The organism is Klebsiella sp. KE9456 (genome assembly GCF_043832615.1).
Classification (GTDB): domain Bacteria; phylum Pseudomonadota; class Gammaproteobacteria; order Enterobacterales; family Enterobacteriaceae; genus Klebsiella; species Klebsiella indica.
On the sequence record NZ_JBDYQK010000040.1, the window covers coordinates 1 to 24,497 of the forward strand.

The window sequence follows — 24,497 nt, forward strand, 5'->3', positions numbered from 1 at the left end:
CAGGCAACATGGGAGAAATTATCGCCCATGCATCATCAGGGAAATCGTAACGAGCCATGTTAAAGGTACTTTTGTGGTCAAAACAGGTGCCAGATTGTACAAAAAACAGTTACGGGACACACCCTAAAGCTATTACAGACCATACTGACCTTTTTCTCTATAAGAGTATTAGCAAGGGCCAGATCAAATGCCGTGTTAGCAAAAACATCCTGATTATGTTGATTAATCTGTGGAATGCAAAATGACAATCCTGCGGCCTGAAACTTACGAATATATTCCACACTCGAAAGGTAAAACTGTATTTCACGTTCGAAAACCTTTAGCACCACAGATTGGTAATTTTCATTAGATTTAATAAAGGTATCAAGTTCTTCAAATATAGTCGGAAAGAGTCTGGTGACACAATCCAGAATCCTCGCTTCAACATCATTCATGATGCCATCGTGACTTTTAAAGTCCACGTCTACGTTGACATTGCGCTGTTTGAATTTTGAGAAAACATTGAGAACTTGATCACTGTAATTTGTTTCATTCGTATAATGCTCAACCGATATCGTGTCACCTTTAATATTCAGATTGTACTGAATACCACTAAGCGAATGGCTAATTTTTCGCGCCGTCGCGTATAACTCGATGAAACTATTGCTAGTAGTGTATTGTTTAAGATAGTTTTTAAAATTTGTCATTCCACAAGAGTTCAACGAGGCTGTAGTCAGTTGTTCATCCAGCACCGCCACCGCCTTACAATAAAGCAAAACACACTCAAGTTCCCAGCGCCTCTGTTGAAAATGATAGTATTTATATTCCTTTTTACCTGCTATTTCTCTGATTTTCCTCATCATTCCAGAAAAAGCCATAAGGGCGTTATAAAGAGAGTTTTCGATCACATCCTGGATAATATCCTGACGGTAATAGATATCCTCCAGGTACTGTAGTGGGGTATAAAAATAGGGTGCTAAATCGTACTCATCTCGCCCATGAATGATAGCGCTGACTATTTGATCAAGATTGAGATCAATAAAATACTCAGGTGTATCATGAGCGAGTTGATGTTTTTGATTTCCACCAAGTGATGCATACAAAATGCTATAAAACTCCATAATTCTCTCTCCTGACAGATATCTGACGCATCTTAAGTAATTTACTACATACTATTGAACAAATAATACTTGCCGTGTGCTATACTTCTTTTTTCATTATTAATGATGGAGACAAACATGGGTTATGTCATTATAACGTTAATTCTTTGTATCCTCGGTATTATTTGTGTGTTTGCGTTTTCATTATGGTCGCAACACCGGATATCACGCAGGAAACATGTAAAGAAATAACAATCGATAAAACCTGTTTTTTTTCTGGTTGTCATTTTCTGATTACCGTCACAGGGCAGCATGCGTGATCGACAACCTGTCGGGCCACCGATCCCAATACCCAGTGAGCAAAATGTGTATTCCCCCTGTGCCCAACAACAATATGGTCAACACCATGTCCGTCAGCGTAACGAAGTATCTGTTCAGCCGGATGTCCTACTGCCACATGGTATTTGACCTCTTTTTTTAGCTCTGGATATTGTTTTTTCTGACGTCTCATCAACTGATTAAAATAAGACTGAGTCCGATTGATAAAATCCTGCATTTCCAGCGCACCAGCAAATTCAGATATTTGACAAACCGCAATAATATGCAGTTCACAGTTAAAATGGTGTACCAGCTCAAAAGCAAAATTCATTGCCTCTTTCGCAGATTCTGAACCATCGTAGGCGATTAAAATTTTATTAATCATAATGCAGCCCTCATCAAGCACAATGTCAATGTCAGGCTTCTACTGAAATGTCTTCATTTTCATGCCTATTCCATTTATTGCGGTATTGCCCACATTTTTTTCTGTAAACAGACAACATGGACCCAAAAATTGACAAGCACTCAACATTGGCATAACCGAGCGACCACTGCGCATGGCGACTTGTGTAAAATATTGCATTTTATCTATCCATGGATACGCGCGCCACACAGGTAAAGCAGCAGCCAGACTCTGTTTCGTCAGTGTGCGAATCGCTAGTACATCGTAGAAAAAGCTTGCCAATAAAGCGAGACCAGCGCCGAACAAACATTTGTCCTGAGAGGCATTCTTCTTCAGCATAGCCTCTCCTGTTCGAGGACCGACAGATTGCCGGTCGACACAGAAAACCATTGTTTCGAAGGGTCTGGCGGTTATAGATATACGCATAAACAACAGGGAAACGATAAACGCCGACTCCAGCCACCATGCTGGTTGAAACCAGATGTCAATCATATGCCTCCTGCTTACAGCGCCACAGGAAATGCGGATAACTTGATCAAAAACAGATACGGAAGAATATTGCGGCATAGTGACCTCCTACACAGATTCACGTTTTTCCCAATGAGGAAAAACCTGGATGTGTAGGCATCATCAGCCTGGAAGGCGGTTAACGGAGGAATGCCATCTCCTGATGAAAAATTTAGCAGTGAAAACGATAATTCACCAGTCAATATTAAACTTTCTATCTACTAATTACTTCAAAAACGACCTCCCAGGCTTACCAAAGCAATAAATTTGCACATCAGGTACGGAGAGGCTGTGTAACAGTAAAGCCCGCCGCACGAATCACCTCTCCGGCAGGGGAATCTGTTTGACTGGCGGCCATGGCCCTGTGACGACGACACAAAACGGCTCGGCTATACCAGACTAAAGCTAAAATCCGCTACCAGCAGGCAGGGGCAACGATGCGATCTCCACCGGCATACCAGAGCGGCGCTCAAGCGCCTGGCTGACGCGATCGATATCGACCCCTTCCCCTTTTATAAATGCCTGAATGGCTGGTGTTATGGGGAGCGGAACCTTCCTGCCGGACTCATACTCCGCACGATTACGCGACAATGGCTCGTGGACCTCAACCCAGCGGCTACCGTCCGGTTCAACCGTGTATTTCACCGGTTGATCGATGATTTGTACGCGCGTGCCCACCGGAACAGTATCAAATAGATATTTGATATCATCATTACGTAAGCGAATACAGCCCTGACTGACACGCAGGCCAATGCCGAAACTGGCGTTAGTACCATGGATAGCGTAGAGCCTGCCGATATAAATTGCATATAGCCCCATCGGATTATCTGGCCCGGCCGGAACAAAAGCGGGCAGACTTTCACCTCGTCTGGCATATTCACGGCGAGTATTGGCCGTCGGAGTCCAGGTCGGCGCTTCCTGCTTGCGCTCCACCGCGGTAACCCAGTTACGCGGCGTTTCACGCCCCGCCTGACCAATACCAATCGGCAGAACCTCTACCGTTGCGCCATCAGGTGGATAATAGTAGAGGCGCATTTCCGCAACGTTAATCACAATGCCGCTGCGTACCGTGGCGGGCAGAATAAGCTGTCGGGGCACCACCAGCGTGGAGCCCGGTTTCGGCAAAAAGACATCGACCCCAGGGTTGGCCTCCAGCATATTACTCAGTCCCTGGCCATACTGAGCAGAAAATGTTTCCAGGGGCTGAGTGTTGCTTTGCGGAATAGTGATGATCAAGGGAGTGCCAACCAGGCGACTTCCTTCCGGAGGTAACGGGTAGCTCACCGCCAGAACGCTCGGGCAGGTAAAGATCATAATAAGCACGTAAAACCGTTTCACTCGTCGCACTCTTTCCCTTCCTCTGTGGCGACAACCGTGAATAAATTATAGCTGCGTTTATTATTTCATTTCTGATTTAGCCCCTGATAACGCATTCCCGTCGCCAGATAAAACGGTTAATGATGTTGAATAGCACGGACACTGGACGCGAAAGGATGAGGACAAAGACCGGTTCATGCGACAGGCGGGCACCCAATTGGTCAACAACGAATTTGCTCAACCAGAGGCTGAGCCATGGTGAGAAACAGAAATTCGCTTATATACCTTCAATGAGCAGAGAAAAAAGATAACGGAAATCAACGACAAATCCGCCAAAAGCGGATTTGTACGCCTCTCGCAGCCGCGAAAACCGGAATAAGACCCGATATTATTACCAACGCATTGGCAACCAGCGGGCTGACGACTTCCGTCAGGCAATAATCCTGACGGGCCGCGGTACGAATAATATTGAATTTACCAGAAATAACCCTTTCACCTGCGCCACCAGGCCGCCTGTATCTTCTATTGTTGACAGTCTGTTATTCCTGCTGATCAACAATAAAAATTCCATCCCGAAATATGGCTTAGCTCACTAACAATAATTCACGATTTTCCAGCGATGGTCGGCTCACCAGCGACATCAAAATCTCTTTCACCGCCTGCGCCTGCGGCGACAAACTACCGCGAGCCGACATATTGAGGGACAGCGACAGACTCATGGAAGGCGTGCTGATTCGCGCCATCCAGCCATTAGCTGCACCGCACAGCGAACGGGCGGCAGACTCCGGCAGAACAGTGACCCCCATACCGCTGGCAATTGCCGCGGTTAAAGTGGTGATCGATTCAATTTCACCAATAATTTTTGCCGACAGCCGCCGTAGGGTGAAAGCTTCGGTAACCCGTGCGCGAACGGCACTATAATCGCGCGGCAGGAACAGATTCATCTCCGCCACCGCTGTCAGATCCACACTTTGCCCCGGGCAATTCCGCGTACCAACCAGGTAGAGGTCCTCTTTCAGCAATGGCTGACTGATGATCCCAGCGACAGGCGAACGTTCATAGAGCACCGCCATATCCAGCTGGCCGTCAATCAGCTTATCGTTGAGGATCGTGCCGCTGCTTTCCTGCAAATACACCATGACTTCAGGAAGTTCATTACGCACGGTTTGCAATAATGGCATAGTAATTGCTGACGCAGCCGTCCCCGGGGCCAGGCCAATAGACACCTGGCCGCTTAGTGTCTGACCAACGTTATTAACCGCCAGTTGCGCCTGCTCACACTGCCGCAGAATAGTGCGTGCGTGAGTATAGAGGATTTTACCTGCCTCGGTTGGCGTGACACCGCGTTTAGTTCGGATCAACAGTTGCTGGTCCAACTCACCTTCCAGGGTCGCAACCTGCTGGCTTAATGCCGGTTGTGCGATGTGCAAGACTTCAGCGGCCTGGGTCAGACTGCCGATATCGACGATTTTTACAAAATACTTCAGTCGTCTTAAGTTCATTTTGCCTCCTGTAAGGAACACCAGTACCATCACCAGTCGTTTAGATGCAGAAGGTTTTGCAATTTACTTGCCAGCTTTTAACTTATGATGCAAATACCTCTGCAAGCCGCATAATAAGGGATACTGATAGCAAACCGTGATTTTGTTGCCCGGTAAGCGGATTGTGGTATGCCCCATTAGAGGTATAAATGCACCATAGCGGTGCACAAAACCGCGCAATGATGAAAAAATAAACGTCCTGCTGAAATAGTCAGCAAACGAACCAGGTTCGCTTATTCAGCCTTTGACAAGGTTAGGCGCCATCGTTAATATGCGCCTCGTTCACACGATTCCTCTGTAGTTCAGTCGGTAGAACGGCGGACTGTTAATCCGTATGTCACTGGTTCGAGTCCAGTCAGAGGAGCCAAATTCCTGTTTTCATGCATCCTTACGAATCCCTATCTAATTAAGATTCAATGGGTTAGCGTGGAAAGTCTTCCCGATGCATTTTCAGTTTTCCCTCCGCATCGGGAGAATTTGGTGGTCAGATTTGGGGTCAGGTTAGTTCGATAATGGAGTGACCCCCAAATGTCCCTTACCGACTCAAAAATCCGCAACTTAAAACCATCCGCAAAACCCTTCAAAGTTTCTGATTCTCACGGTCTGTACCTGCTGGTTAATCCAGGCGGTTCACGTCTCTGGTATCTCAAATATCGTATTAATAGAAAAGAATCTCGTCTCGGCTTGGGTTCCTATCCCGCAGTATCTTTGGCCGATGCTCGACAGCAGCGTGAAGGTATCCGCAAGATGCTGGCGCTGAACATCAATCCCACAAAGCAACGTGCCGCTGAACGCGGAGCCTGCACACCGGAGAAGTTGTTTAAAGCCGTGGCGCTGGCGTGGCATAAAAGCAATAAGAAATGGTCGCAGAACACTGCCGACCGTCTGCTTGCCAGCCTGAACAGGCATATCTGCCCGTTACGGAGCTTAAACCCCGGCATTTCATTGACCTGCTGAAAGGGATTGAGGAAAAAGGCCTGCTTGAAGTTGCGTCCCGCACGCGGCAGCACCTCAGCAATATCATGCGTCATGCAGTTCATCAGGGGTTAATCGACAGCAACCCGGCGGCAAACCTTAACGGTGTGACGGCTCCTCCCGTCAGACGGCATTATCCTGCCCTGCCCCTGGAGCGGCTGCCTGAACTGATTGAACGCATTGAGGCATATCACCAGGGACGGGAACTCACCCGGCTGGCTGTCCTGCTGACGCTGCATCTGTTCATCCGTTCCAGTGAACTGCGCTTTGCCCGCTGCTCAGAGATTGATTTCAGACACCGGCTCTGGACCATACCCGCCACACGTGAAGCTATTACCGGTGTGCGTTATTCCGGGCGTGGTGCCAAAATGCGCACGCCGCATATTGTTCCCCTCTCAGAACAGGCCATCGCCATTCTGAAACGGATTAAGGAAATATCCGATGCTTATGAACTGGTCTTCCCCGGCGACCATAACCCGTACAGGCCGATGAGCGAAAACGCGGTCAATAAAGCACTGCGCCTGATGGGATACAACACGAAACAGGATATCTGCGGTCATGGCTTTCGGGCAATGGCATGCAGTGCCCTGATGGAATCCGGTTTATGGTCGCAGGATGCGGTGGAACGCCAGATGAGTCATCAGGAGCGCAACACCGTGCGTCTGGCTTACATTCATAAGGCTGAGCATCTGGAAGCCCGTAAGGCGATGATGCAGTGGTGGTCAGATTATCTGAATACGTGCTGTGAATATTACGTCCCGCCCTATATTCAGTGCCGGGAAAAGCGCGATACCGCCGCCTGAATTTGTTCTTCGGGATAGCGGTTCTTGTTCATCGGCACCATCTTCGTTCAGAAGAGTCATTATCATGCCGGAATTCTGTTTCTAAATGGAGCAGGATTTCGGGTAAGGGTCAAGCTTATTAGCCAGTTACAGGGAAAGGCTATGCCAGTCAGATGAGCCAAATTTAGAAGAACCTGCTTTTGTAGCAGGTTGCCGCGATGACCGTCTGAATGCGCTCCGCTGACCAGACAGGTGACTCATCTCTGCCCCGGACCAGTGCCGAAGCTTTGTTTCTGTGTATGAAAACCTCTCGTTGCGCCTGGCCGTTTCTGGTGCTATGTATTGAGGGGCAGTTGTTCAATGGGCACAGGACACAAACTAACCGGTATTTCGGTGGCACGGGTCTACTCAGGGCTGAATTCGTCTGATTACAGTCTGCTCCATCAGGCCCTGATATCACATGCAGCCACCCTGACTCCCGTTACAGGCAAATGCAGAATTACGAGGACAGGTATAATGATTAATCAGCTTCGTCTTTATACAATAAACCCGGATTTACGTGATAAATTTCTGGCAAGATTTGAAAAACACGCTGCCAGAATCATGAGAGATAAGTATGGTTTTAATATACTGGCTATGTGGTTATCCGGTGAAAGTGCCAGACTCCGGTTTATATACCTGCTTTCATGGACAGACAAAACAGCCATGAACAACTCATGGGCAGAATTTATGGCAGATGAAGAATGGCGCACGATTAAAAAACAATTCTGGGAAACCACGCCTGAACCCGTGTTATCTATAGAGGATATTGTGCTGGAAGCGGCTGGGTTTTCATCTCCATTATAAACATTAATGAAACAATCTGTACAGTATGAAAATTACTTTCAGACTGATTCAGAGAATGGAAACCCCCATACGTCCGATGAGAAACAGTAATAGTATCAGGAAAAAAACTCTGATAAACCCACTGCCATACCGCAAGGCTAAAAATACGCCCGTAATCGCCCCTGCAACATTACAAATACCGACTATACCTCCGGTTATCCACAACACATTTCCTGACGGCACAAAAAAAAGCAGTGCAGCAGTAAAAGTCCCAAGATTTATTAATTTGGCTGATGCAGAAGCATTCAGAAAATCAAAACCAAAATATTTAACAAAGGCAAACAATAAAAGACTTCCGCTGCCTGCTCCGAATATACCATCATAGAATCCGATAAAAGCGCCTAACACTATCCCCAACAGTATCTCTTTCAGACCAATCCTGATATCAGTATGTAGTCGTCCCAGATCTTTTTTTATGAACGTATAGACTGCCATAATAATAAGGACTACAAAAACCAGATATTCCATAAACTCTCGTGGTATAAGAGAGACAGTGTATGCGCCAGCGAATGAAAAAACAAATGCAGCGCCCATTGTCGGAATAATAAGCTTCCATATAATCTTTACCCTGCGGAGATAACCTGAGACAGAAAATGCGTTCCCGAGCAGAACTGCCAGTTTGTTGGTGCCAAAAATAGTTGCCAGACTGGAGCCAGGTAGCGCATGAATAAGCCCAGGAATTTGAACAAGCCCTCCACCACCAACAGCAGCATCGATCAGACCACCACAGAAAGCGAAGCCTCCCAGAGCAAAAAGAGAAATATCAACATTCATAACTTATTACAGTCCCCCGCAAAAGCAATAAAGACATATTTTAAACTTATTTCTCTTGTAACACCTGAGGCATCATTACCTGCCCCATAACAGGCAACGAACAATAGGATAGCCAGTTCCGTATTTCAGTGAGTCAGAACGTTTTGTAATGCAGAAAAAGCCACGCCAACTCTCCTGTTATAATCAAGCATGACATGTTTAAGTCGTTCTGTATCGAATGACAGCCCCGCGATACGGCCAAAGGCTTGTAACGCGGCCAGCGCATGCAAGCCATGCCTGTTTTCCACCTCCCCGGCATGGCCCATGACATAACCTTTGGCGTTACGCAGAGTTTTAGTGTCCTCATTTAACGACGCATTGAAGGACAATAATTTCCCCTCTATAAACTGAGCAAGAAAATTGTATTCGCGTCCGTTCCAGAGTTCAGAAGCGACAGAGACCATCATGGCATCCATGACAGACTGCAGATATTCAGGAGAACGCATTGCAGACTTATGTTTTGCAATGCCAGTATTGTAGAGGAAATCAGAGAATTCATTACACTCATTGATTTTATATTGATCATCAACCCAGGCTGCGGCCCTGAAAGCATTTGTCATATATTTATACATTCCGTCATGCCCCTTCTGGCCAAGTCCAAAGTCATCTTTTGTTACTTCATGCATATGAGCCAGAACGTTATGATAGATAGCCTGATCTTCATGTGAAATATAAAGTGCATCAGCGGACAGGCGCATGATTATTTTTCCGGATACCAGGCTTGTCGTTTTGTGCGTTTCATTCCAGCCGTTAAAGAAGCTGAGGACACCGGGATCAACTTTATCCTTTTGCAGAAAGGCAAAAGAAGTCCCTTCCGCATAAGCCTGTGCCTCCTGGGTTATCTCATGACAAAGAACTTCATACATCATATTCTGAATGTCTTTGACATGATCAATATACACGGGCACGGGTGACCTGCGAACATCTCCGGCTATCCAGCGACCAGGAATTTTTAACATTGCGATATGTTCAGGCAAACCATCGATGAATATCTCACCCAGTTCCTGCATAGAATAAGATTTTTTCGATATGTCATCACAGCCTTGCAAAGATAAGGAAGTCATATATTCACCTCTGTTATTCACGGACTGAAAGTATTTAAAGACTCCTGAACCATTCATTGGTAAATGAATGAAAAATTGACTATTTCCGGTTTTCATTACGGCGTTTAAAAAATAATGTCTGATTCCACCTGCTCCTGGCATTGTAGGATGATTGATTAACACACTACAACTGACTTATAGTGAGTTAATTATTCACTTTTAGTGAGGTGTGAAGGGATGGATTTATCTCAGCTGAAAATGTTTAAAACCGTCGCCGAGCAGGGTAGCATTGCCAGAGCATCCGAAATACTGCACTGCGTTCCTTCAAATATCACAAACAGAATCAAGCTCCTGGAAACGGAACTGGGTGTTTCTCTTTTCATCCGCAAGGGGCGCGGCCTGGTCATCACACCTTCGGGAGAAATACTGCTTGAGTACGCCAGCAAAATACTGACTTACTGCCAGGAAGCCCGCCGGGCACTTGAGCCCTCATCAGAACCTGCCGGGATCCTACGGATCGGAGCGATTGAATCTGCCGCAACAGGACGGCTACCAATGGTTCTCTCAAAATTCCACCAGAACTATCCTGCAGTCCAGGTGCAGTTCTGTACAGGGACATGGCAACAGTTAGTCAGTGATGTCGCCGGGCATAAACTCGATTGTGCTGTTATCGCGACAAAAGATGACCATCCGGATATCACTTATGTGAATGCTCACCAGGAATCACTGGTATTCATTGCCTCTCCTTTTACGGGAGAGATCTCTGCCCCTCAGGACCTGAAAGGTAAACGGATTTATATGTGGCCGCACGGGTGTCCTTACCGACAGGCCCTGGAGCGTTGGGTCAATCAGCATCAGGTCACGGTCGATATCACCAGCATTGCAAGCTACGGAACTATTCTTGGATGTGTCAGCTCCGGAGCCGGTGTCTCGCTGGTACCTGCTGGCTTTTTTGAGCAGTTCAAAAGAACAGGTAATATCAGGGGGTATACTTTTAACGAGTTATTTCCCGTACAAAATTACTTTATAAAAAATAGCAGAATAGACCTTCATCACTCACGTAATGCGTTTGAAACGTTATTGCGTGCTGAATTAAACGATGTATGACTTTTTTATGGCCATAATCAGCACATCACACCGCGAGAACGTGGCCGTAGCGTGTTTCGCAGCTCTAAAACACCTGATGGTGTAATACAATAAATTTTAACGAGGATCAATAATCACTGAATATGAACCAGTTAACGTGCCGTACCAGAATCATTTTTTTCCTCAATCAGTCGTCTGTAGTGCCTTATTGTCGCTCGGGAGAGGCTTGTCGCGGTATCCATGATGGCAAAGTTAAAAGAATTCCTCGATATCAGTGGGCTAAGATCTGTACATGCAATAAGAACAGCATCGGCCTGAGTGCTCCCCACCATCGACATTAAATTATGCCATCTGGCCTGAACCTCCGGGTCCCTGAAGCCTTTTGCTTTTACTAACCCAATTAACGATGTGGTTGTGGAACGAAGCTCCTGCGAATCAATCACCTCTCTGCCTGAATCTCTTATCCGTTGCTGATAAAAACCGGCTTCATGCGTTGGCCCGGTGGCAAGTATTGCGACTTTACCTGCTTCTGCTGGCAAGGATTCAAGCGCACTGTCAGTGAAGTGGTCAACAAAGCACATGTTACAGTATCATCGATTGTAAAAAATTCCTGTTTTAGATTTGGTTGCTCAGTTCTCAATTTGCTTCAGGAAAATCCAATTTCTCCGTCAGACAAATCGATAACAGGCTAGCGCTTTCGCTGCTTTCCCGTACAAAGGTGTGCGGCATGGTACTGTCAATGTAGGCGCTATCGCCTTTTTCCAGCGTCAGCGGTGTGTACAGTTGGGTATGCAGGCTGACTTTGCCAGATAACACATAGATAAACTCTTCACCCTCATGCTGCGACCATGCGCTCTGCGGTGGGATCTCTCGGGTGCCGATCTCCATCACCACCGGTGTCATGCCCTTCATCAGCAGCTCAGCTGAATGCACCTCATAATCAAACCAAGGGTTGCTGAACTTCAACCCTTTTCCAGACAGGGTCGAGGTTCGTCGGCCATGGATGGTCGGAATCATCACCGCCTGCCGCTGCGGCGGTAACTCTTCAGCAAACAGCTCCGCCAGAGAATAGTCAAAGGCTCCGGCGATTTTTGCGATGGTATCGAATGAGGCCGATACCTGTCCCTTTTCGATTTTGGAGAGCGTGGAAATCGACACGCTACTCAGCTCTGCTACCTGCTCCAGGGTTAACTCGCGCGTCAGACGTAACGTTTTTATGCGCTGACCAAAATCCATCTCACTAGTCTGGGCCGCCCCTAGCCCGGTTTTTTCATGTTGTCTTGGCGTTTTCATCAGCGTCTTTTCCCTATTCGCGTGACCTTGAGATGTAGTTTCTCACATACGATAAAAATTTTCACATAAGAAAAAAATATTAGCGAAAAGCTCTCCTTCATCGCAGTTTAAGAAAAAAGTCGGAGGAATTATGAGCCAGATCACAATCGCCAGCATAACCTTACCCGCTTATTATGATAAAGCCCGCAACCTCAGCAATCTGCTGAAGTGGATGAAACGCGCTGCTGATAGCAGTGCGGATCTGGTGGTATTTCCTGAACAGGTGTTGCAAGGCTATCTGCCCGACACGCTGAGCTGGAATGGTGATGTGGTCAGTTGGCAGATGGCGCAGGCAGAAGTCATCCCTCACGGCGAAAGCGTCCGGGCGCTACTGACAAAGGCACACAGCCTGAATATTCATGTTGTGTTCGGCATGACGGAACATCACCCACAGCATGACGAGGTGCTGTTCAACAGCGCGGTGCTGGCGGGGCCGGATGGTCTGATCGGTGTCTATCGCAAGGTGCATCAGCCAGGGGACGAAAAGCATGTTTATTATCCCGGCAGTGATTTCCCGGTATTTGACACCGCGCTCGGTCGTATCGGCATGCTAATTTGCTACGATAAAGTTTTCCCTGAGAGCACCCGTGAGCTGGCGCTGAAAGGGGCAGACATCATGATTATGCCTACGGCCTGGGGTTATAGCGGCGATGGTAGCCTCGGCGATGCCGATCCCATGGTCGACAGTTACACCCTGTTTGGCCGCATACGTGCACTGGAAAATCAATGCTGGATGATCGAATCCAATCTGTGCGGTCAGCACGGCAATCTGCATTACCATGGTCACAGCCGTATCATCAATCCTCGCGGCAACATCATTGCCGACAGCGGTAGCGAAGAAGGAATGGCCCTCGCCACTGTTGATGTGCGTGCCGACATTCGTGCCGCGCGCAGCACTGATTATCTCGGTTACTTCTTCCTGAAAGATTACGTTCCGGTCAGCGCACCCGCATCGCCGCTGACCGTTTTTAACCGTCACGCTCAGCCTTTGGGAGAGAGCTATGAGTAAAGTGCTGGAAGCGGTGGGAATACATAAAAACTATCCCGCGCCGAACGGGGATGTCACTGTGCTTCGTAACCTCAATTTCCACGCTAATCGTGAAGAGTTTGTGTCCTTTGTCGGGCCGAGCGGCTGCGGCAAGTCGACACTGTTCAATATCATCACCGGACTATTGATGCCAGACAGTGGCAGCATCCTACTGAAAAACCGCGAAACTACCGGTACACCATCGCCGGAATTGGGTTACGTGCTGCAAAAGGATCTGCTATTTCCCTGGCGTACCGTGGTGGACAACGTGATCCTCGGTCTGGAAGTACGTGGCACGCCAAAGGCCCAGGCCCGTGAACGCGCCCGGGTGCTGTTTGACCTTTATCATATGCAAGGTTACGAACAAAAGTACCCGTCTCAGCTCTCCGGCGGCATGCGCCAGCGCGTCGCACTGATGCGCACTATGGTTACCAACCCGGAAATCATCCTGATGGATGAAGCCTACAAAGCGCTCGATTATCCGTTGAAGATCTCGCTGGAGAGTGAACTGCTCGCGGTGGTGAAGCAGCAACATAAGACGGTAATTTTCATTACCCACGATATTGAAGAGGCGGTCACGCTCTCTGACCGGGTATATGTGATGAAAGCCCGTCCAGGCGAGATTGTGCAGGAGATTGAGGTCGATCTTGGTACTGACAGCCTCTCCATTCCTGAGCGCCGACTGTCGCCACGCTTTAACGATTATTACGAGCAGATCTGGCGCAGTATCGGCGCACAACCAACCACTGCAGGAGCAGCATCATGAGCGCCCTCTCCTCTCGTCCTGCGGTCGCCAGCCACGGTGGTCGCACGCCACACGAAGCCTTTTTCCGCACCCTCAATGCGCGGCGCTATACCTTGCTGGCTTTGCAAGTGCTGATTGTTGTTTGTCTGCTGGGTGGCTGGGAACTCGGCGTGCACAGCGGCGGTATCAACCCTTTCCTGTTCTCCAGCCCGTCACGGGTGTGGGAGGTGCTGGTCACACGTTTCCAGTCGGGTGAAATGCTGACCGACATCCGTGTTACCGCCAGTGAAACGCTGATTGGTTTCGTGGTCGGGGCGGTAGGGGGTTCCGTACTTGGCCTGCTGCTGTGGTATTCGCGTTTTATCTCCGATCTCGCCGCGCCCTTTATCGCCGCCATTGGGGCCATCCCGGTTCTGGCGATTGCACCGATCACCATCATCTGGTTCGGTACCGACATGCTGTCCAAAGTGGTTATCGTCGCGTTCTCCTGCGTGGTGGTTTCGCTGACCACCTCCTATAAAGGCGCGTTGCGTACCGATCCGGATCTGATCAACCTGCTGCGTTCGTTCAACGCTGGTCGCGGCACCATTTTTATCAAGCTGGTGGTGCCCTCTGCAATGCTGTGGGTTCTGTCGGGTTTACGCCTCAACGTTGGCTTTGCGCTGGTAGGCGCGATTGTCGGCGAGTACATCTCTTCGGATAACGGTGTGGGTCATATGATCCTGCTGGGCAGTTCCAACTTCGGTATGAACACTGTACTGGCTGGCATCGTGCTGGTCATGCTGATGATGCTCTGTTTTAACGCTCTGGTTGCTTTTATTGAACGCCTCATTCTCTCCTGGGACAGGAAATAATCATGAAAACTTTTCGTCTTCGCCGTGTATGTGTCGCTCTCTCGTTGTTCACTCTGGCATCATCAGCTTTCGCTGCTGAAACGCCGGTCCGTATCAACCAGGCCTTTCAGTCATTACTTTACCTGCCGCTGTATGTCGCGCAGGAGCAGGGATTCTTTAAAAAGCAGGGTGTAAATGTGAAGATCAGCACCGGCGGTGGTGGTGCGCAGTCATGGGCTGCGGTAATTGGCGGCTCGGCAGATTTTTCCATTCAGGATCCGGTGTTTGTGCCGAAATCACGGGAGAATGGTGGTAACGGCGTGGTCGTGGCCGGGGTGCAGAATGCCCCCACAATCTTTGTCTTCGGCAAAGACAGCACCCCGCTCCAGAACAATCTCGCGCATCTGTCAGGAAAACGCGTGGTGACCAGCCCGCAACCTGATACCACCTGGGCGTTTATGAGTTATCTGATCAAACAGCAGAACCTGAAAGACGTGAAGCTGGTACATGTGGCGATTGGTAACGAGATCCCGGCGGTGGCTGCAGGTCGTGCCGATTATGCGCTGGCGGCAGAACCGCAGGTCACTATGGCCGAGCAACAGAACGGCTTGCACGTTGTGTACTCCTTCTCGGCCGCGCAATCCTGGTATCCGTTCGCCTTCTCCAGCCTGACCACCACCCAAGCCTATATCGACAAAAACCCGCAATCAGCGCAAGCGGTAGTGACCGCATTTGAGCAAGCATCTCGCTTTATTTACAAGCATCCAGAAGAAGCGGTGACTATCGCCCATAAATACTTCCCGTCATTGCCAGTTGAAGTGGTGCAGAAAGCGGTACAACGCGAGATTGATGCCAAAGGGTATCCGGAAAACGTTCTGGTTTCTCAGCAGGCATGGGACAACAACATGAACATCGCGCTGTACGCGAAAAACATTAAAGCCTATCCCTCCGATGCCACCTCGTACCAGAACAACGTCAATACGGTGCTGGCAACCAAAGCCAAAGCGGTGGTTGACGCCATGGGCGATCAATAAGGAGCTGGTATGAATGATCCTGTCGCCCTGCGCCTCGCGTTAATTCAACATGCCTGCCCGGTGGAAGCCGGGTCCCTAACCTCATTACTGGAGGATAGTGAAAGGCGAGCGGCGAGTGTTTCGGCATTTGCTACCCGGCATTTTACGCCGACCCTGCTGCCCGCAACGGCCTGGGTGTCTCCTCTGCATGCACCTGTCGCCACACTGATAAAAACGGAGGCGCAATGAATCTGCTTGATAACTCGATGCTGATGATCGGTCAACAATTACGTACCCGTCAGCTCAGTGTTCCCGAACTGGTCACCGCCTGCCTGACACGCGAGCGTGCCACCCGGGATCTGAATGCCTTTACCGAGGTGTATGAAGACAAAGCGCTTGCCCTGGCGGAAGCCAGCCAGAAGTTGCTGGATCAAGGATACGATATGGGGCCGTTGCATGGTATTCCGTTGGCAATCAAAGCGAATATTGACCTTGCGGGTGAAGAAATGCACGCCGGCAGCAAAATTCTGAGCGGGTCGATTGCCCAACAGGACGCTGAAGTCGTGGGCCGCCTGAAACAGGCTGGTGCCATCATCATTGGCAGCACCAATATGCATGAATTTGCCTGGGGTGGCACCACTGCAAATCCGCATTACGGTGCGTGCAGTAATCCATGGGATGAATCACGTATTCCGGCAGGCTCCAGCGGCGGATCGGGGGTTGCCGCCGCGGTGCGCAGTGCCATTGGCACGCTCGGAACGGATACTGGCGGCTCGATTCGCCTGCCCTCATCAATGAACGGCATTACCGGACTTCGGCCAGGTGTGGGGCGCCTCTCCACCCAAGGAATATTTCCGTTGGCTACCAGCCTCGACACCGTCGGACCACTGGCACGTTACGCCGAAGAGTGTGAGCTGATGTTTAATGTGATGCTTGGCGTATCGGCCTCCACGTTGGCACCGCTGCCGCAGTTACGTGGTTTGCGTATTGGACTGTTACCGGAGGGCGAGATTGAAGTTCAACCCGGAGTCGACAGAGCCTACCAGTCGATGATCCGCTGGCTGACGGAAGCGGGTGCCGAGTGCAAAACCATCAATCTGATGGGCCTGGAACAAGCGGTAAATGCGCTGATGCTGATCAACCTTGCGGAACCCGCCGCGTTGCACACCGCCTGGTTGCAGGAGCGTCCGCAGGACTACGGCGATGATGTGCGCAAGCTGTTGCAGGCCGGGCTGGGCATCACGGCAGTAGAGTATCTTCAGGCGCAGCGTTTCCGTACCGGTATCCGACTGCAACTGATGCAACAACTTCAGTATGTTGACATGATTATGGTGCCGACGCTGCCCTTTACGGCACCGCCCAAAGATGTACATGAGGTACAGATTGGCGATCGTCACGACAACGTGCTTACCGGGAATATGCGCTACAACGCGCTCGCCAGTCTCTCCGCGCTGCCTGCCGTCAGTTTACCTGCCGGTTTTGACGAAAGCGGATTGCCGACAGGGATGCAGTTTATCGGCGCTGATGGCAGCGAAACACGTCTGCTGGCGCTGGCACGGCTGTTCCAGCAGCAGCATGACTATCATCTGCAGAAGCCAGCCCGGCTGGCGGAGTGATGGCACCCGGAACACGCGATGTGCTGATCCTGCTGTTGATCGTCTGTGGCTGGGCGTTTAATGTGATAGCCATGAAGTTTGGCCTGATGGAGCTGCCGCCATTGTTTATGCTGGCGCTGCGTTTTCTGTTAGTGGCGCTGTTGCTGGTGCCGTTTCATCCCGTGACGCGGCAGCAACTGCCCTGGCTGGTATTGTTGGCATTCACTTTTGGTTTTATTCACTTCGGATTAATGGTGCTCGGCATGCGCAGCACTGATGCAGGCAGCACCGCCGTGTTGATCCAGATGGGCACACCGTTTGCCATGATTCTTGCTGCGGTGTGGCTAAAAGAAACCCTGACACTGCGGCGCATCTTTGGAGTGTTGCTGGCACTGAGCGGGGTTATTGTCCTTGCAGGTAGTCCTTCTCTGGCATCCTGGCGGAGTGTGTTTCTGCTGCTTATCAGCGCCTCCGGCTGGTCCGTCACCACCATGCTAGTAAAGCTTGCGCCACCAATTAAGCCGATGGCGATGACCGGCTGGTTGTCGCTGTTTGCTTTACCGATGGTGGCACTGGCATCCGCGTTGCTTGAGACCAATCAGTTACCCTTGCTGTTGGCTGCGGGTTGGCGTGGCTGGCTCGGCGTGATTTATAGTGTGCTGGGATCTTCGCTGCTGGCCTATTCCTTATGGTATGGCTTACTGAAACGCTACCCCGCCAGCCAATTGTTGCCGTGGTCACTGCTTAGTCCTGCACTGGCGATGATGATGGGGGTATGGGTATTTAGTGAGCGACTTGATCACGCCAAGCTCGGTGGGGCTGCGCTGATTGTGGGTGGGATATTGTTTGCTATTCTGCCTCAAAGGGCTTTGCGGATTAGGTTGTCTGATAAGCAGCGAGTTTAAATCTGCGCAAACCAACAGTTACTTCCGCTCCCTTGTTCAGATAAATAAAAGCCAATGCGCCAGTGGGTGCGATGTTTGTCGAGGAAAATGTAAAATGACTCAGGTCGTTACCTTATTTTTCCGCCAACGGTGACACGAAGACACAATGCCCCCCTATTTCACCTCAGCCGAGCTTAAAAAGACCTACCGCTTGATAAATCATGGGCCAGCCACACTGGTATCTGCCATCCATGATGGCATTGAAAACGTTATGGCTACATCCTGGTTTTGTGGTCTGGATTTCACACCTGCCAAACTGACAGTAGTGCTGGATAAATCCTCCCATAGCAGTGTGGACAACTTTGCCCGCCATATTCGCCAACATCTTGACCAGCAAGGTTTTCACGATGTAGCAGTGGTGGCGCCGATAAACTGTTTTAAAGCCACGCGTATTGATCCTGACGATCCCCGGGTCGGCTGGAGTCTCGTCTCCATTCGGCGTTCAACTGGAAAGGAAGCCGCAGTGCTGCCAAATTTCGGTGGCAGCTTACCCAATGCCTGCTTTCTTGATACGTTTGATGTGCCCATATTGTGACTACCCCACTCGTATCCGACACGTTCCCAGCATTCACCCGATGAGCATCTGCTCGCCGATATCGCCTGCGAAGCGCTGCAAATCATGACTGGTCTGTATTGGGATCTGGCTGAGCAGGGCCGGAAGGTCATGATCGATCGGCAAGGCTGACATCATGGAGGCCCTGTGCACAACACTGAGATTCACTACTTTATGGCTGTGACCACCAGCTCGTTCAGCGCCGCCAACCAGCAACTGTTTGTCGCCAGTGCCATCTATTACGAAACGGTAAATTTCAGTGCAAACACTTACGCCGGACCTTTTATACGAGGCAATACAGTTTATTACATTTGATGGCGTGTTGTTACACATGCTGTTGCAAAGAAACAGTAATTGGTTTGATAATGATTTCTCTTTTCATTTAAATGCTATTTATCCATTTGCAGCACGGTATATCCGGCAATGAAAATACAGTTAACCAGAGTAGTCCTGTCCGCCTGCTTATTATTTGCAGGAACAACGGAGGCTGCAGATCGTGTGATTCTGACGTTAATGTTAACCAATAATGGCTTTTCCCCCGCGACATTAACGGCAAAACCAGGGCAACGACTCATGATACGGATGACGAATCAAACACAACGTGTAGCTGAACTGGAAAGCTATGACATGAAGTTTGAAAAAATAGCGACCCCAGGCAATACCATCACTGTTTTCGCCGGGCCACTTCAGAGCGGTAAATATAAATTTTTCGATGACTACAGCACCACAGGTGTGAGCGGTTGGTTAACTGTTAGCGGGAATTAATCTTATGCTGGCGACACTTTTAATCGTTTTTCGGGAAGTGCTGGAAGCAGGTTTAGTTATTTCTATTATTCTCGCCGCCTGTAAAGGGGTGACAATTAAAATGCAGGTGATAACCGGTATTCTGGCCGGGATCTGCGGAGCTGTGTTGCTGGCATTATTTACTAACCAACTGGAAAACATGCTCTATGGTATTGGGCAGGAAGTTTTTAATGCGGTTATCCTTCTCCTTGCCGTTGTGATGCTTTCCTGGCAAGTATTGTGGATGTCAATTAAAGGGAAGCAACTGGCAAACGAGAGTCGCAGCGAAGCGGAGAAAATTCTGGCGCGCGGAGGCCGTTATTTTGCTATCACGGTTATTGTCGCAATAGCAGTATTACGGGAAGGTTCAGAGATTGTGTTATTTCTTTATAGCCTGTCACTGTCCTCTGGTATTTCTCACACCAGTATGCTGGCGGGTGGCATTGCAGGTATTGTCTGCGGCGCGCTGGTATCATGGGCGCTGTATTCTGGCCTGATACTGATCCCGTTACGTTATATTTTTATGGTGAGTAATTTTGTTCTGGTGATTATTGCCGCAGGCCTCGCCAGCCAGGCCGTGGGAATACTGGCCAGTGTTGACATATTGCCTGATCTGGGCGCTCAGGTCTGGAATAGCGCATTTCTGTTGTCTGATAACAGTTGGGCGGGGAACCTTGCGCGCACTATTTTTGGCTACACTGCCACTCCGATGGGGATCCAGATTTGTTCGTGGGTATTGGTTTTTGTCGTGGTTTACACACTACGTTTTTATTTAAAACGCAAATATTCAGTCACTCAATAAACAGGAGTTAGCGCTATGCAGAAGAAAATTATCGGCTGTGTGATGATAGCCGGGGGCATGATGGCAGGCAGTGCTTATGCAAAAGAGTACCCTGTCGGAGGACCTGTGTATAAAGATGGAATGGAAATAGCTTCCTCTTATCTGCTGAATATTGAAACATCGCCCATGCCGACTTCAATGGTGATGGGGAAAGATGTCGTGCATCTGGAAACAGATGTTCATGCGACTCAGGATAATAAATGGGGATATCCGCCTGATGCATGGATACCTTATTTGACCATCGATTATGTTGTTCAGAAAGTCGGAGACAGTAATTATATGGAATTTGGCCAGATGCTGCCGATGTCTGCTAAAGATGGCTCTCATTATGCGCATTCAGTACAAATGGCTGGTCCAGGGACATATAAAGTCTTTATTAAATACACGCCGCCAGATGAAAAAGGATATGCCCGGCATATTGATAAAGAGACGGGCCTGGGTCCCTGGTTTAAACCCTTTGTTGAGACATTTACTTTTAAATATCCCCAGGCGTAATAACACGGTGTGATTCAGGAGAAAGGTATTCCTGTCAGGCGTCTGCTGCATTAGTCCTGTTTCATATCCTGTATCGGAAGTATTCGGTATCTGATTATCTACCGTTCATACTTCAGCTTGCAGATGTGTTGGTTTTTCTCGCCCCCCCGGCCGCTGACGACAATCGGCTCCCGGGGATTTCTGCATTGCATACGTCCTGCAAGACGCATTATTTGGGGTATATAACGATATTTTCTCTCGAATGAACATACAAATTATGCCTGTTGTGGCAAGGTCTGAAATAAAATGCGCAATAAGAACCTCATTATTTTCATTGTGTCAATTACACCCGCATTGTTAAGTGGGTTTATTAATCTTTTTTTAATACAGGCGCAACATGGGGAGCCTCCTGTTCATTACCTGGTCACGTCTGTATTACCTTTTCTTGGCGCAATCGTCTCCGGCGCATTGCTATTTATCCTGGCCACGCACTGTTTTAACAGCTCTCACCCGCCGCAGACGCTGATCTATTGTGTTTTTATTATCGCGGCAATAACGCCGTTGACAACGCCACCCTGGCTGGTGTTGCTGGCAACCTTCGCCGGGTTTATTTTATCGTGTAAATCAGTCAACATCGGTGGGCTGACGCATTCGATTAATGCGGCAATTGCTGCCCGTTTTATTGTCTTTCTCTGCCATCTGCCACAGACCGATAATACGCTTTGGCAGCAGCATATTGAGGGTTATTCAGGTGCGACGCCGCTCCAGATGCAGCGTATATGTGCATTCTCACACCATCTCTGTCCTGCTGTGTCGCTCAAAACAGTACTACTGGGGACATGGAATGGCGCGCCCGGCGAAACGTCGAAAATTGCGATTCTGGCTGGCGCGCTGTTGTTGTTGTGGTGCGGGTCGCTACGGTTGCGCCCGATTATCTTCGGCCTGCTGGGGTTTACGATGACCTGGTCATTCTTCCGCGCCGATACAAATTTCTGGCAGGTTATCGGCCAACAGATGCTGATGGGAAGTTTTCTGTTTGCATTAATCTTTATGCTGCGCAACCGTTTTCTGAATCAACTGAGTCCTGGGTATCAATATGCGCATGCGTTCATTTTTGGTGTATTGTGCGTGTTGTTCAGACGGTATGGCCCGTTTGCCGAGGGAACCTTGCTGTCATTGATTGCTGCTCAGATAATTATCGCGGTGTGTTATGGTTTGCACCGTCAGTTGCCGGGTCGCAGGGTATCAATTTAGTTCTCAGCATGAGGGAGAATGGCCTCTTGCTTGTTGATCTGCCAGCAGGGTTCTACCTGTCGGGATATCAACTTTCTGGACTGATTAAAATCAATTCGTTATTTAGCCATATACTCTGTTTTCCGGTTTATACCCGTCATACTTCACGTTGCTTATGTGCTGGCAATAACGGGCGCCATTCCCGGACCGCCCCCTTCGTGAACAGCGCAATCGCTGTACAAAACGGTTAACAGTTTTGTTCTGCAACGCGAATTATTTAGGGTATATACTCTTGACGAACCGCAGCAACCGGAGTGAAAGCACGATGCGTAAGCTCATTTTTGCCCTGACCTTTGCGATGGTCATGCCCGTTATGGCGGGGCAGCCGCCAGAAATTGTGGTAGGCTTTTCACCCTCCACTTCTCATGATGCGCAGAATAACGTTTTAAGCATCATTAACAGCGCCCGACACAGCCTTGACGTGGCAGCCTACCTGTTCACCAGCAAACCAATCGCGATAGCACTGCTAAATGCCAGGCAGCGCGGTGTGTCGGTACGAGTTGTGGCGGATAAAAAAGCCAACAGCGATCGGTATACGGCAGCAACATTTCTGGCCAATCACCATATCCCGGTACGTCTTGACGGACATTACGCCACCATGCATAACAAATTTATTGTCGCCGACCGCCGGTCGGTAGAAACCGGCTCCTTTAACTACACCATCAGTGCAGACAAACACAACGCTGAAAATGCTTTGTTGATCCGCAATGCCCCCGAACTGGCGGCAAAATATCAGCAGGAATTTAACCGCCTCTGGAACGAATCCAGACCACTTAACCATCATGACTGATCTTCCCTCAGGGGCGCATTGGCTTGCGGCCATTTATCATCTGCTCATGCCTTTTCCCCGCATCGGGTGGGTTGTTGAATCATCTCTCACGGATGTCTGGTCTGCTTAATGAGGTCCTCAGCAGAAGCTCGCCGTATCAAGATGGAGACGTGGAAGAGCGATATTCACGAAGGAACGGAAGCTGCCCCTGATTCATCGTCCGAAATAGACCTTCGCCAATGGAAGCAGAAACAGGCGATCGTGTAATTGATTGTTTATCGTACAGGTGGGCCTGCCATGACTAAATGTTTATCACTGCGCAAAACGGTACTTACACCGGCCGTGAATCTCTCCTCCTCACCACTGTAAAAAGCTATTTATCTCACGATAAGCATCTGTGGTTTTCATGGCTGACGGTCCAGGTATCAAGCGATAAGAAACCCAACGAGCGGCGACACAATTACAAGCGCGTAGGCGACCATCCCTTTTTCACAAAAACGCCAGCCACTGACAATTTTTGTCATAAATCTTCAAATCACAATGACGTCATTCACAGAGCACGCAGCAGGCGGATTACAGCCGACTCCCTCTCCCTATACTCGCTACTGTTATTACTTACCTGAGCCCTGAAACTTAATGCGGAGTAGTTATGAATAGCAGCACAGCATCATTACAAAAAATAAGGCAATTCGATCTTCCGGTCGCCATACTGCTGGTATTATTGGGTTGCGTACTTTTCTTTTTTTCTTTTGACAGACAAATCGTTTCGATACTGAAAACCACCCTGATGCATCAAATGAATGTCAGCAATACCGATTATTCATTACTGATCACCGCATTTATGATACCTTATACCATCATGTATTTCTTCTCCGGTGTGCTGGTCGACAGATATGGCAGTCGATTTGTTATTACGGGGTTGATGGTATTAATGGCGACCGCCACATTAATTACCGGACTTGCAACTTCACTGACTGGTTTGTTAGCCGGACGGGTATTATTAGGTATTGCTGAATCCGGTGTCGTACCGGCATTAACCCTGGCGGTATTTACCTGGTTTAAAGCAGAACAGCGGGCCTTTGCCTTTCAGTTAACAAATATTATCCAGTCCCTTGGGCTTATTATTGCACCGCCCTTTGTCGCCTGGGTCACCCTTTCTACCGGTTGGCGTTGGGCGTTCTTTATTCCGGCCATCGCCGGGGTGGTTATTGGATTCTTGTGGTTTATGGCCAGTCGTCGCTCACCGGTTGCCGTAGACAATGCACCGGTTAGGCCTGACGAGACCCACATCACAATGGCTCAACGCTACAGGCTGGTACTCACTTCTAAACCTATCTGGGTACTGATTTTCGCCCGTCTGTTGACCGATCCATTCTGGTTTTTCTATCAGTACTGGCAGGTTGGATTTATGCAAGAAAAGCTAAATAACTGATCCTAATACCGCTACACTTTAGCCAGCCCATGCTTTCCACCGGGGAATGGGCTGACGGTATCCATAAAGTGACGAACCTTTTTCAACAGTTGCCACATTGAACGGCACTGGTGA

The 24,497-nt window shown here is 49.0% G+C and carries 26 protein-coding genes, 1 tRNA gene, 2 pseudogenes and 1 riboswitch; of the genes and pseudogenes, 18 read left to right on the forward strand and 11 right to left on the reverse strand.

From position 1 onward, the window contains the following. Window positions 1-77: 77 nt before the first annotated feature. The 5 genes from ABK821_RS24215 to nac all read right to left on the reverse strand — a co-directional run bounded on the left by ABK821_RS24215 (window position 78) and on the right by nac (window position 5,126). Window positions 78-1,100 (reverse strand): hypothetical protein, encoded by a 1,023-nt coding sequence (locus ABK821_RS24215; RefSeq protein WP_395034195.1) that lies wholly within the window; start codon window positions 1,098-1,100, stop codon window positions 78-80. Between the two features lie 262 nt (window positions 1,101-1,362). Further along, window positions 1,363-1,782 carry a universal stress protein gene (locus tag ABK821_RS24220; protein ID WP_343179084.1) on the reverse strand — a complete coding sequence of 140 codons (420 nt, stop codon included), beginning with the start codon at window positions 1,780-1,782 and terminating at the stop codon, window positions 1,363-1,365. A 39-nt stretch (window positions 1,783-1,821) separates the two neighbouring features. Further along, window positions 1,822-2,292 carry a hypothetical protein gene (locus ABK821_RS24225; protein ID WP_395034196.1) on the reverse strand — a complete coding sequence of 157 codons (471 nt, stop codon included), beginning with the start codon at window positions 2,290-2,292 and terminating at the stop codon, window positions 1,822-1,824. Between the two features lie 122 nt (window positions 2,293-2,414). Beyond that, window positions 2,415-2,477, reverse strand: a riboswitch (Fluoride riboswitch). Between the two features lie 235 nt (window positions 2,478-2,712). Further along, a complete protein-coding gene (gene ldtA / locus ABK821_RS24230; RefSeq protein WP_138361513.1) occupies window positions 2,713-3,654 on the reverse strand; it encodes a L,D-transpeptidase in 942 nt (313 codons plus the stop codon). A gap of 554 nt (window positions 3,655-4,208) precedes the next feature. Then, window positions 4,209-5,126 carry a nitrogen assimilation transcriptional regulator NAC gene (gene nac, locus ABK821_RS24235; RefSeq protein WP_138361514.1) on the reverse strand — a complete coding sequence of 306 codons (918 nt, stop codon included), beginning with the start codon at window positions 5,124-5,126 and terminating at the stop codon, window positions 4,209-4,211. A gap of 330 nt (window positions 5,127-5,456) precedes the next feature. On the opposite strand from nac, the gene ABK821_RS24240 reads away from it, so the two are divergent. The 3 genes and pseudogenes from ABK821_RS24240 (at window position 5,457) to ABK821_RS24250 (ending at window position 7,768) form a co-directional block, all read left to right on the forward strand. Further along, window positions 5,457-5,532, forward strand: a tRNA-Asn gene (locus ABK821_RS24240). Window positions 5,533-5,693: 161 nt separating this feature from the next. Next, window positions 5,694-6,943 (forward strand): annotated as a pseudogene (locus ABK821_RS24245) (tyrosine-type recombinase/integrase). 495 nt (window positions 6,944-7,438) lie between these two features. Further along, window positions 7,439-7,768 (forward strand): NIPSNAP family protein, encoded by a 330-nt coding sequence (locus tag ABK821_RS24250; RefSeq protein ID WP_171034891.1) that lies wholly within the window; start codon window positions 7,439-7,441, stop codon window positions 7,766-7,768. Between the two features lie 48 nt (window positions 7,769-7,816). Here the strand turns inward: ABK821_RS24250 and ABK821_RS24255 are convergent, their stop codons facing one another. Both ABK821_RS24255 and ABK821_RS24260 read right to left on the reverse strand, forming a co-directional pair. Then, window positions 7,817-8,581: a TSUP family transporter gene (locus ABK821_RS24255; protein WP_343179083.1), complete on the reverse strand. Its 765-nt coding sequence runs from the start codon at window positions 8,579-8,581 to the stop codon at window positions 7,817-7,819. Window positions 8,582-8,706: 125 nt separating this feature from the next. Continuing rightward, window positions 8,707-9,684 carry a hypothetical protein gene (locus ABK821_RS24260; RefSeq protein ID WP_138361517.1) on the reverse strand — a complete coding sequence of 326 codons (978 nt, stop codon included), beginning with the start codon at window positions 9,682-9,684 and terminating at the stop codon, window positions 8,707-8,709. Between the two features lie 216 nt (window positions 9,685-9,900). Here ABK821_RS24260 and ABK821_RS24265 point away from each other — a divergent pair, with 216 nt between their 5' ends. Then, window positions 9,901-10,770, forward strand: coding sequence for a LysR family transcriptional regulator (locus ABK821_RS24265; protein ID WP_138361518.1), 870 nt, complete (start codon window positions 9,901-9,903; stop codon window positions 10,768-10,770). A gap of 131 nt (window positions 10,771-10,901) precedes the next feature. Here ABK821_RS24265 and ABK821_RS24270 read toward each other — a convergent pair whose 3' ends face one another. After that, window positions 10,902-11,330 carry an aspartate/glutamate racemase family protein gene (locus ABK821_RS24270; protein ID WP_138361519.1) on the reverse strand — a complete coding sequence of 143 codons (429 nt, stop codon included), beginning with the start codon at window positions 11,328-11,330 and terminating at the stop codon, window positions 10,902-10,904. A gap of 55 nt (window positions 11,331-11,385) precedes the next feature. Beyond that, the gene (locus ABK821_RS24275; RefSeq protein WP_138361520.1) at window positions 11,386-12,042 is read right to left on the reverse strand and encodes a helix-turn-helix domain-containing protein; all 657 of its coding nucleotides are present in this window, start codon (window positions 12,040-12,042) and stop codon (window positions 11,386-11,388) included. 130 nt (window positions 12,043-12,172) lie between these two features. Between ABK821_RS24275 and ABK821_RS24280 the strand changes: the two genes are divergently transcribed. The 8 genes and pseudogenes from ABK821_RS24280 to ABK821_RS24315 all read left to right on the forward strand — a co-directional run. Continuing rightward, window positions 12,173-13,090, forward strand: a complete 918-nt coding sequence (locus ABK821_RS24280; protein ID WP_138361521.1) for a carbon-nitrogen hydrolase family protein — start codon at window positions 12,173-12,175, stop codon at window positions 13,088-13,090. Next, window positions 13,083-13,874: an ABC transporter ATP-binding protein gene (locus ABK821_RS24285; protein ID WP_138361522.1), complete on the forward strand. Its 792-nt coding sequence runs from the start codon at window positions 13,083-13,085 to the stop codon at window positions 13,872-13,874. Before ABK821_RS24280 ends, ABK821_RS24285 begins: the two co-directional genes overlap by 8 nt. Further along, complete coding sequence (locus tag ABK821_RS24290) at window positions 13,871-14,707, forward strand: ABC transporter permease (protein WP_138361523.1); 837 nt, start codon at window positions 13,871-13,873, stop codon at window positions 14,705-14,707. Before ABK821_RS24285 ends, ABK821_RS24290 begins: the two co-directional genes overlap by 4 nt. 2 nt (window positions 14,708-14,709) lie before the next feature. Beyond that, a complete protein-coding gene (locus ABK821_RS24295) occupies window positions 14,710-15,720 on the forward strand; it encodes an ABC transporter substrate-binding protein (RefSeq protein ID WP_142501526.1) in 1,011 nt (336 codons plus the stop codon). Between the two features lie 9 nt (window positions 15,721-15,729). Continuing rightward, complete coding sequence (locus ABK821_RS24300; RefSeq protein ID WP_138361525.1) at window positions 15,730-15,948, forward strand: hypothetical protein; 219 nt, start codon at window positions 15,730-15,732, stop codon at window positions 15,946-15,948. Next, a complete protein-coding gene (locus tag ABK821_RS24305) occupies window positions 15,945-17,315 on the forward strand; it encodes an amidase (protein WP_138361526.1) in 1,371 nt (456 codons plus the stop codon). The genes ABK821_RS24300 and ABK821_RS24305 overlap by 4 nt, the downstream gene beginning before the upstream one ends. Further along, window positions 17,315-18,199 (forward strand): DMT family transporter, encoded by an 885-nt coding sequence (locus ABK821_RS24310; RefSeq protein WP_138361527.1) that lies wholly within the window; start codon window positions 17,315-17,317, stop codon window positions 18,197-18,199. The genes ABK821_RS24305 and ABK821_RS24310 overlap by 1 nt, the downstream gene beginning before the upstream one ends. Window positions 18,200-18,344: 145 nt before the next feature. Beyond that, window positions 18,345-18,519 (forward strand): annotated as a pseudogene (locus ABK821_RS24315) (flavin reductase); the annotation flags it as partial. Window positions 18,520-18,806: 287 nt separating this feature from the next. On the opposite strand, the gene ABK821_RS24320 reads toward ABK821_RS24315, so the two are convergent. After that, on the reverse strand, window positions 18,807-18,929 hold the full coding sequence (locus ABK821_RS24320; protein ID WP_277753115.1) for a hypothetical protein: 123 nt from the start codon (window positions 18,927-18,929) through the stop codon (window positions 18,807-18,809). A 285-nt stretch (window positions 18,930-19,214) separates the two neighbouring features. Here ABK821_RS24320 and ABK821_RS24325 point away from each other — a divergent pair, with 285 nt between their 5' ends. The 6 genes from ABK821_RS24325 to ABK821_RS24350 all read left to right on the forward strand — a co-directional run bounded on the left by ABK821_RS24325 (window position 19,215) and on the right by ABK821_RS24350 (window position 24,383). Further along, window positions 19,215-19,556: a cupredoxin domain-containing protein gene (locus tag ABK821_RS24325; RefSeq protein WP_138361528.1), complete on the forward strand. Its 342-nt coding sequence runs from the start codon at window positions 19,215-19,217 to the stop codon at window positions 19,554-19,556. A 4-nt stretch (window positions 19,557-19,560) separates the two neighbouring features. Continuing rightward, entirely contained in the window at window positions 19,561-20,376 is an 816-nt protein-coding gene (locus tag ABK821_RS24330; RefSeq protein WP_138361529.1) for an FTR1 family protein, read from the forward strand. A 15-nt stretch (window positions 20,377-20,391) separates the two neighbouring features. Further along, entirely contained in the window at window positions 20,392-20,910 is a 519-nt protein-coding gene (locus ABK821_RS24335; protein WP_138361530.1) for an iron transporter, read from the forward strand. A gap of 285 nt (window positions 20,911-21,195) precedes the next feature. Beyond that, complete coding sequence (locus tag ABK821_RS24340; RefSeq protein WP_138361531.1) at window positions 21,196-22,143, forward strand: RnfABCDGE type electron transport complex subunit D; 948 nt, start codon at window positions 21,196-21,198, stop codon at window positions 22,141-22,143. Window positions 22,144-22,447: 304 nt separating this feature from the next. After that, a complete protein-coding gene (locus ABK821_RS24345; RefSeq protein WP_138361532.1) occupies window positions 22,448-22,972 on the forward strand; it encodes a phospholipase D family protein in 525 nt (174 codons plus the stop codon). A 628-nt stretch (window positions 22,973-23,600) separates the two neighbouring features. After that, window positions 23,601-24,383: an MFS transporter gene (locus tag ABK821_RS24350; protein ID WP_395034197.1), complete on the forward strand. Its 783-nt coding sequence runs from the start codon at window positions 23,601-23,603 to the stop codon at window positions 24,381-24,383. Between the two features lie 11 nt (window positions 24,384-24,394). On the opposite strand, the gene ABK821_RS24355 is transcribed toward ABK821_RS24350, so the two are convergent. After that, window positions 24,395-24,497, reverse strand: a 103-nt coding sequence (locus ABK821_RS24355; RefSeq protein WP_244500604.1) for a hypothetical protein, incomplete at its 5' end; no start/stop codon positions are given.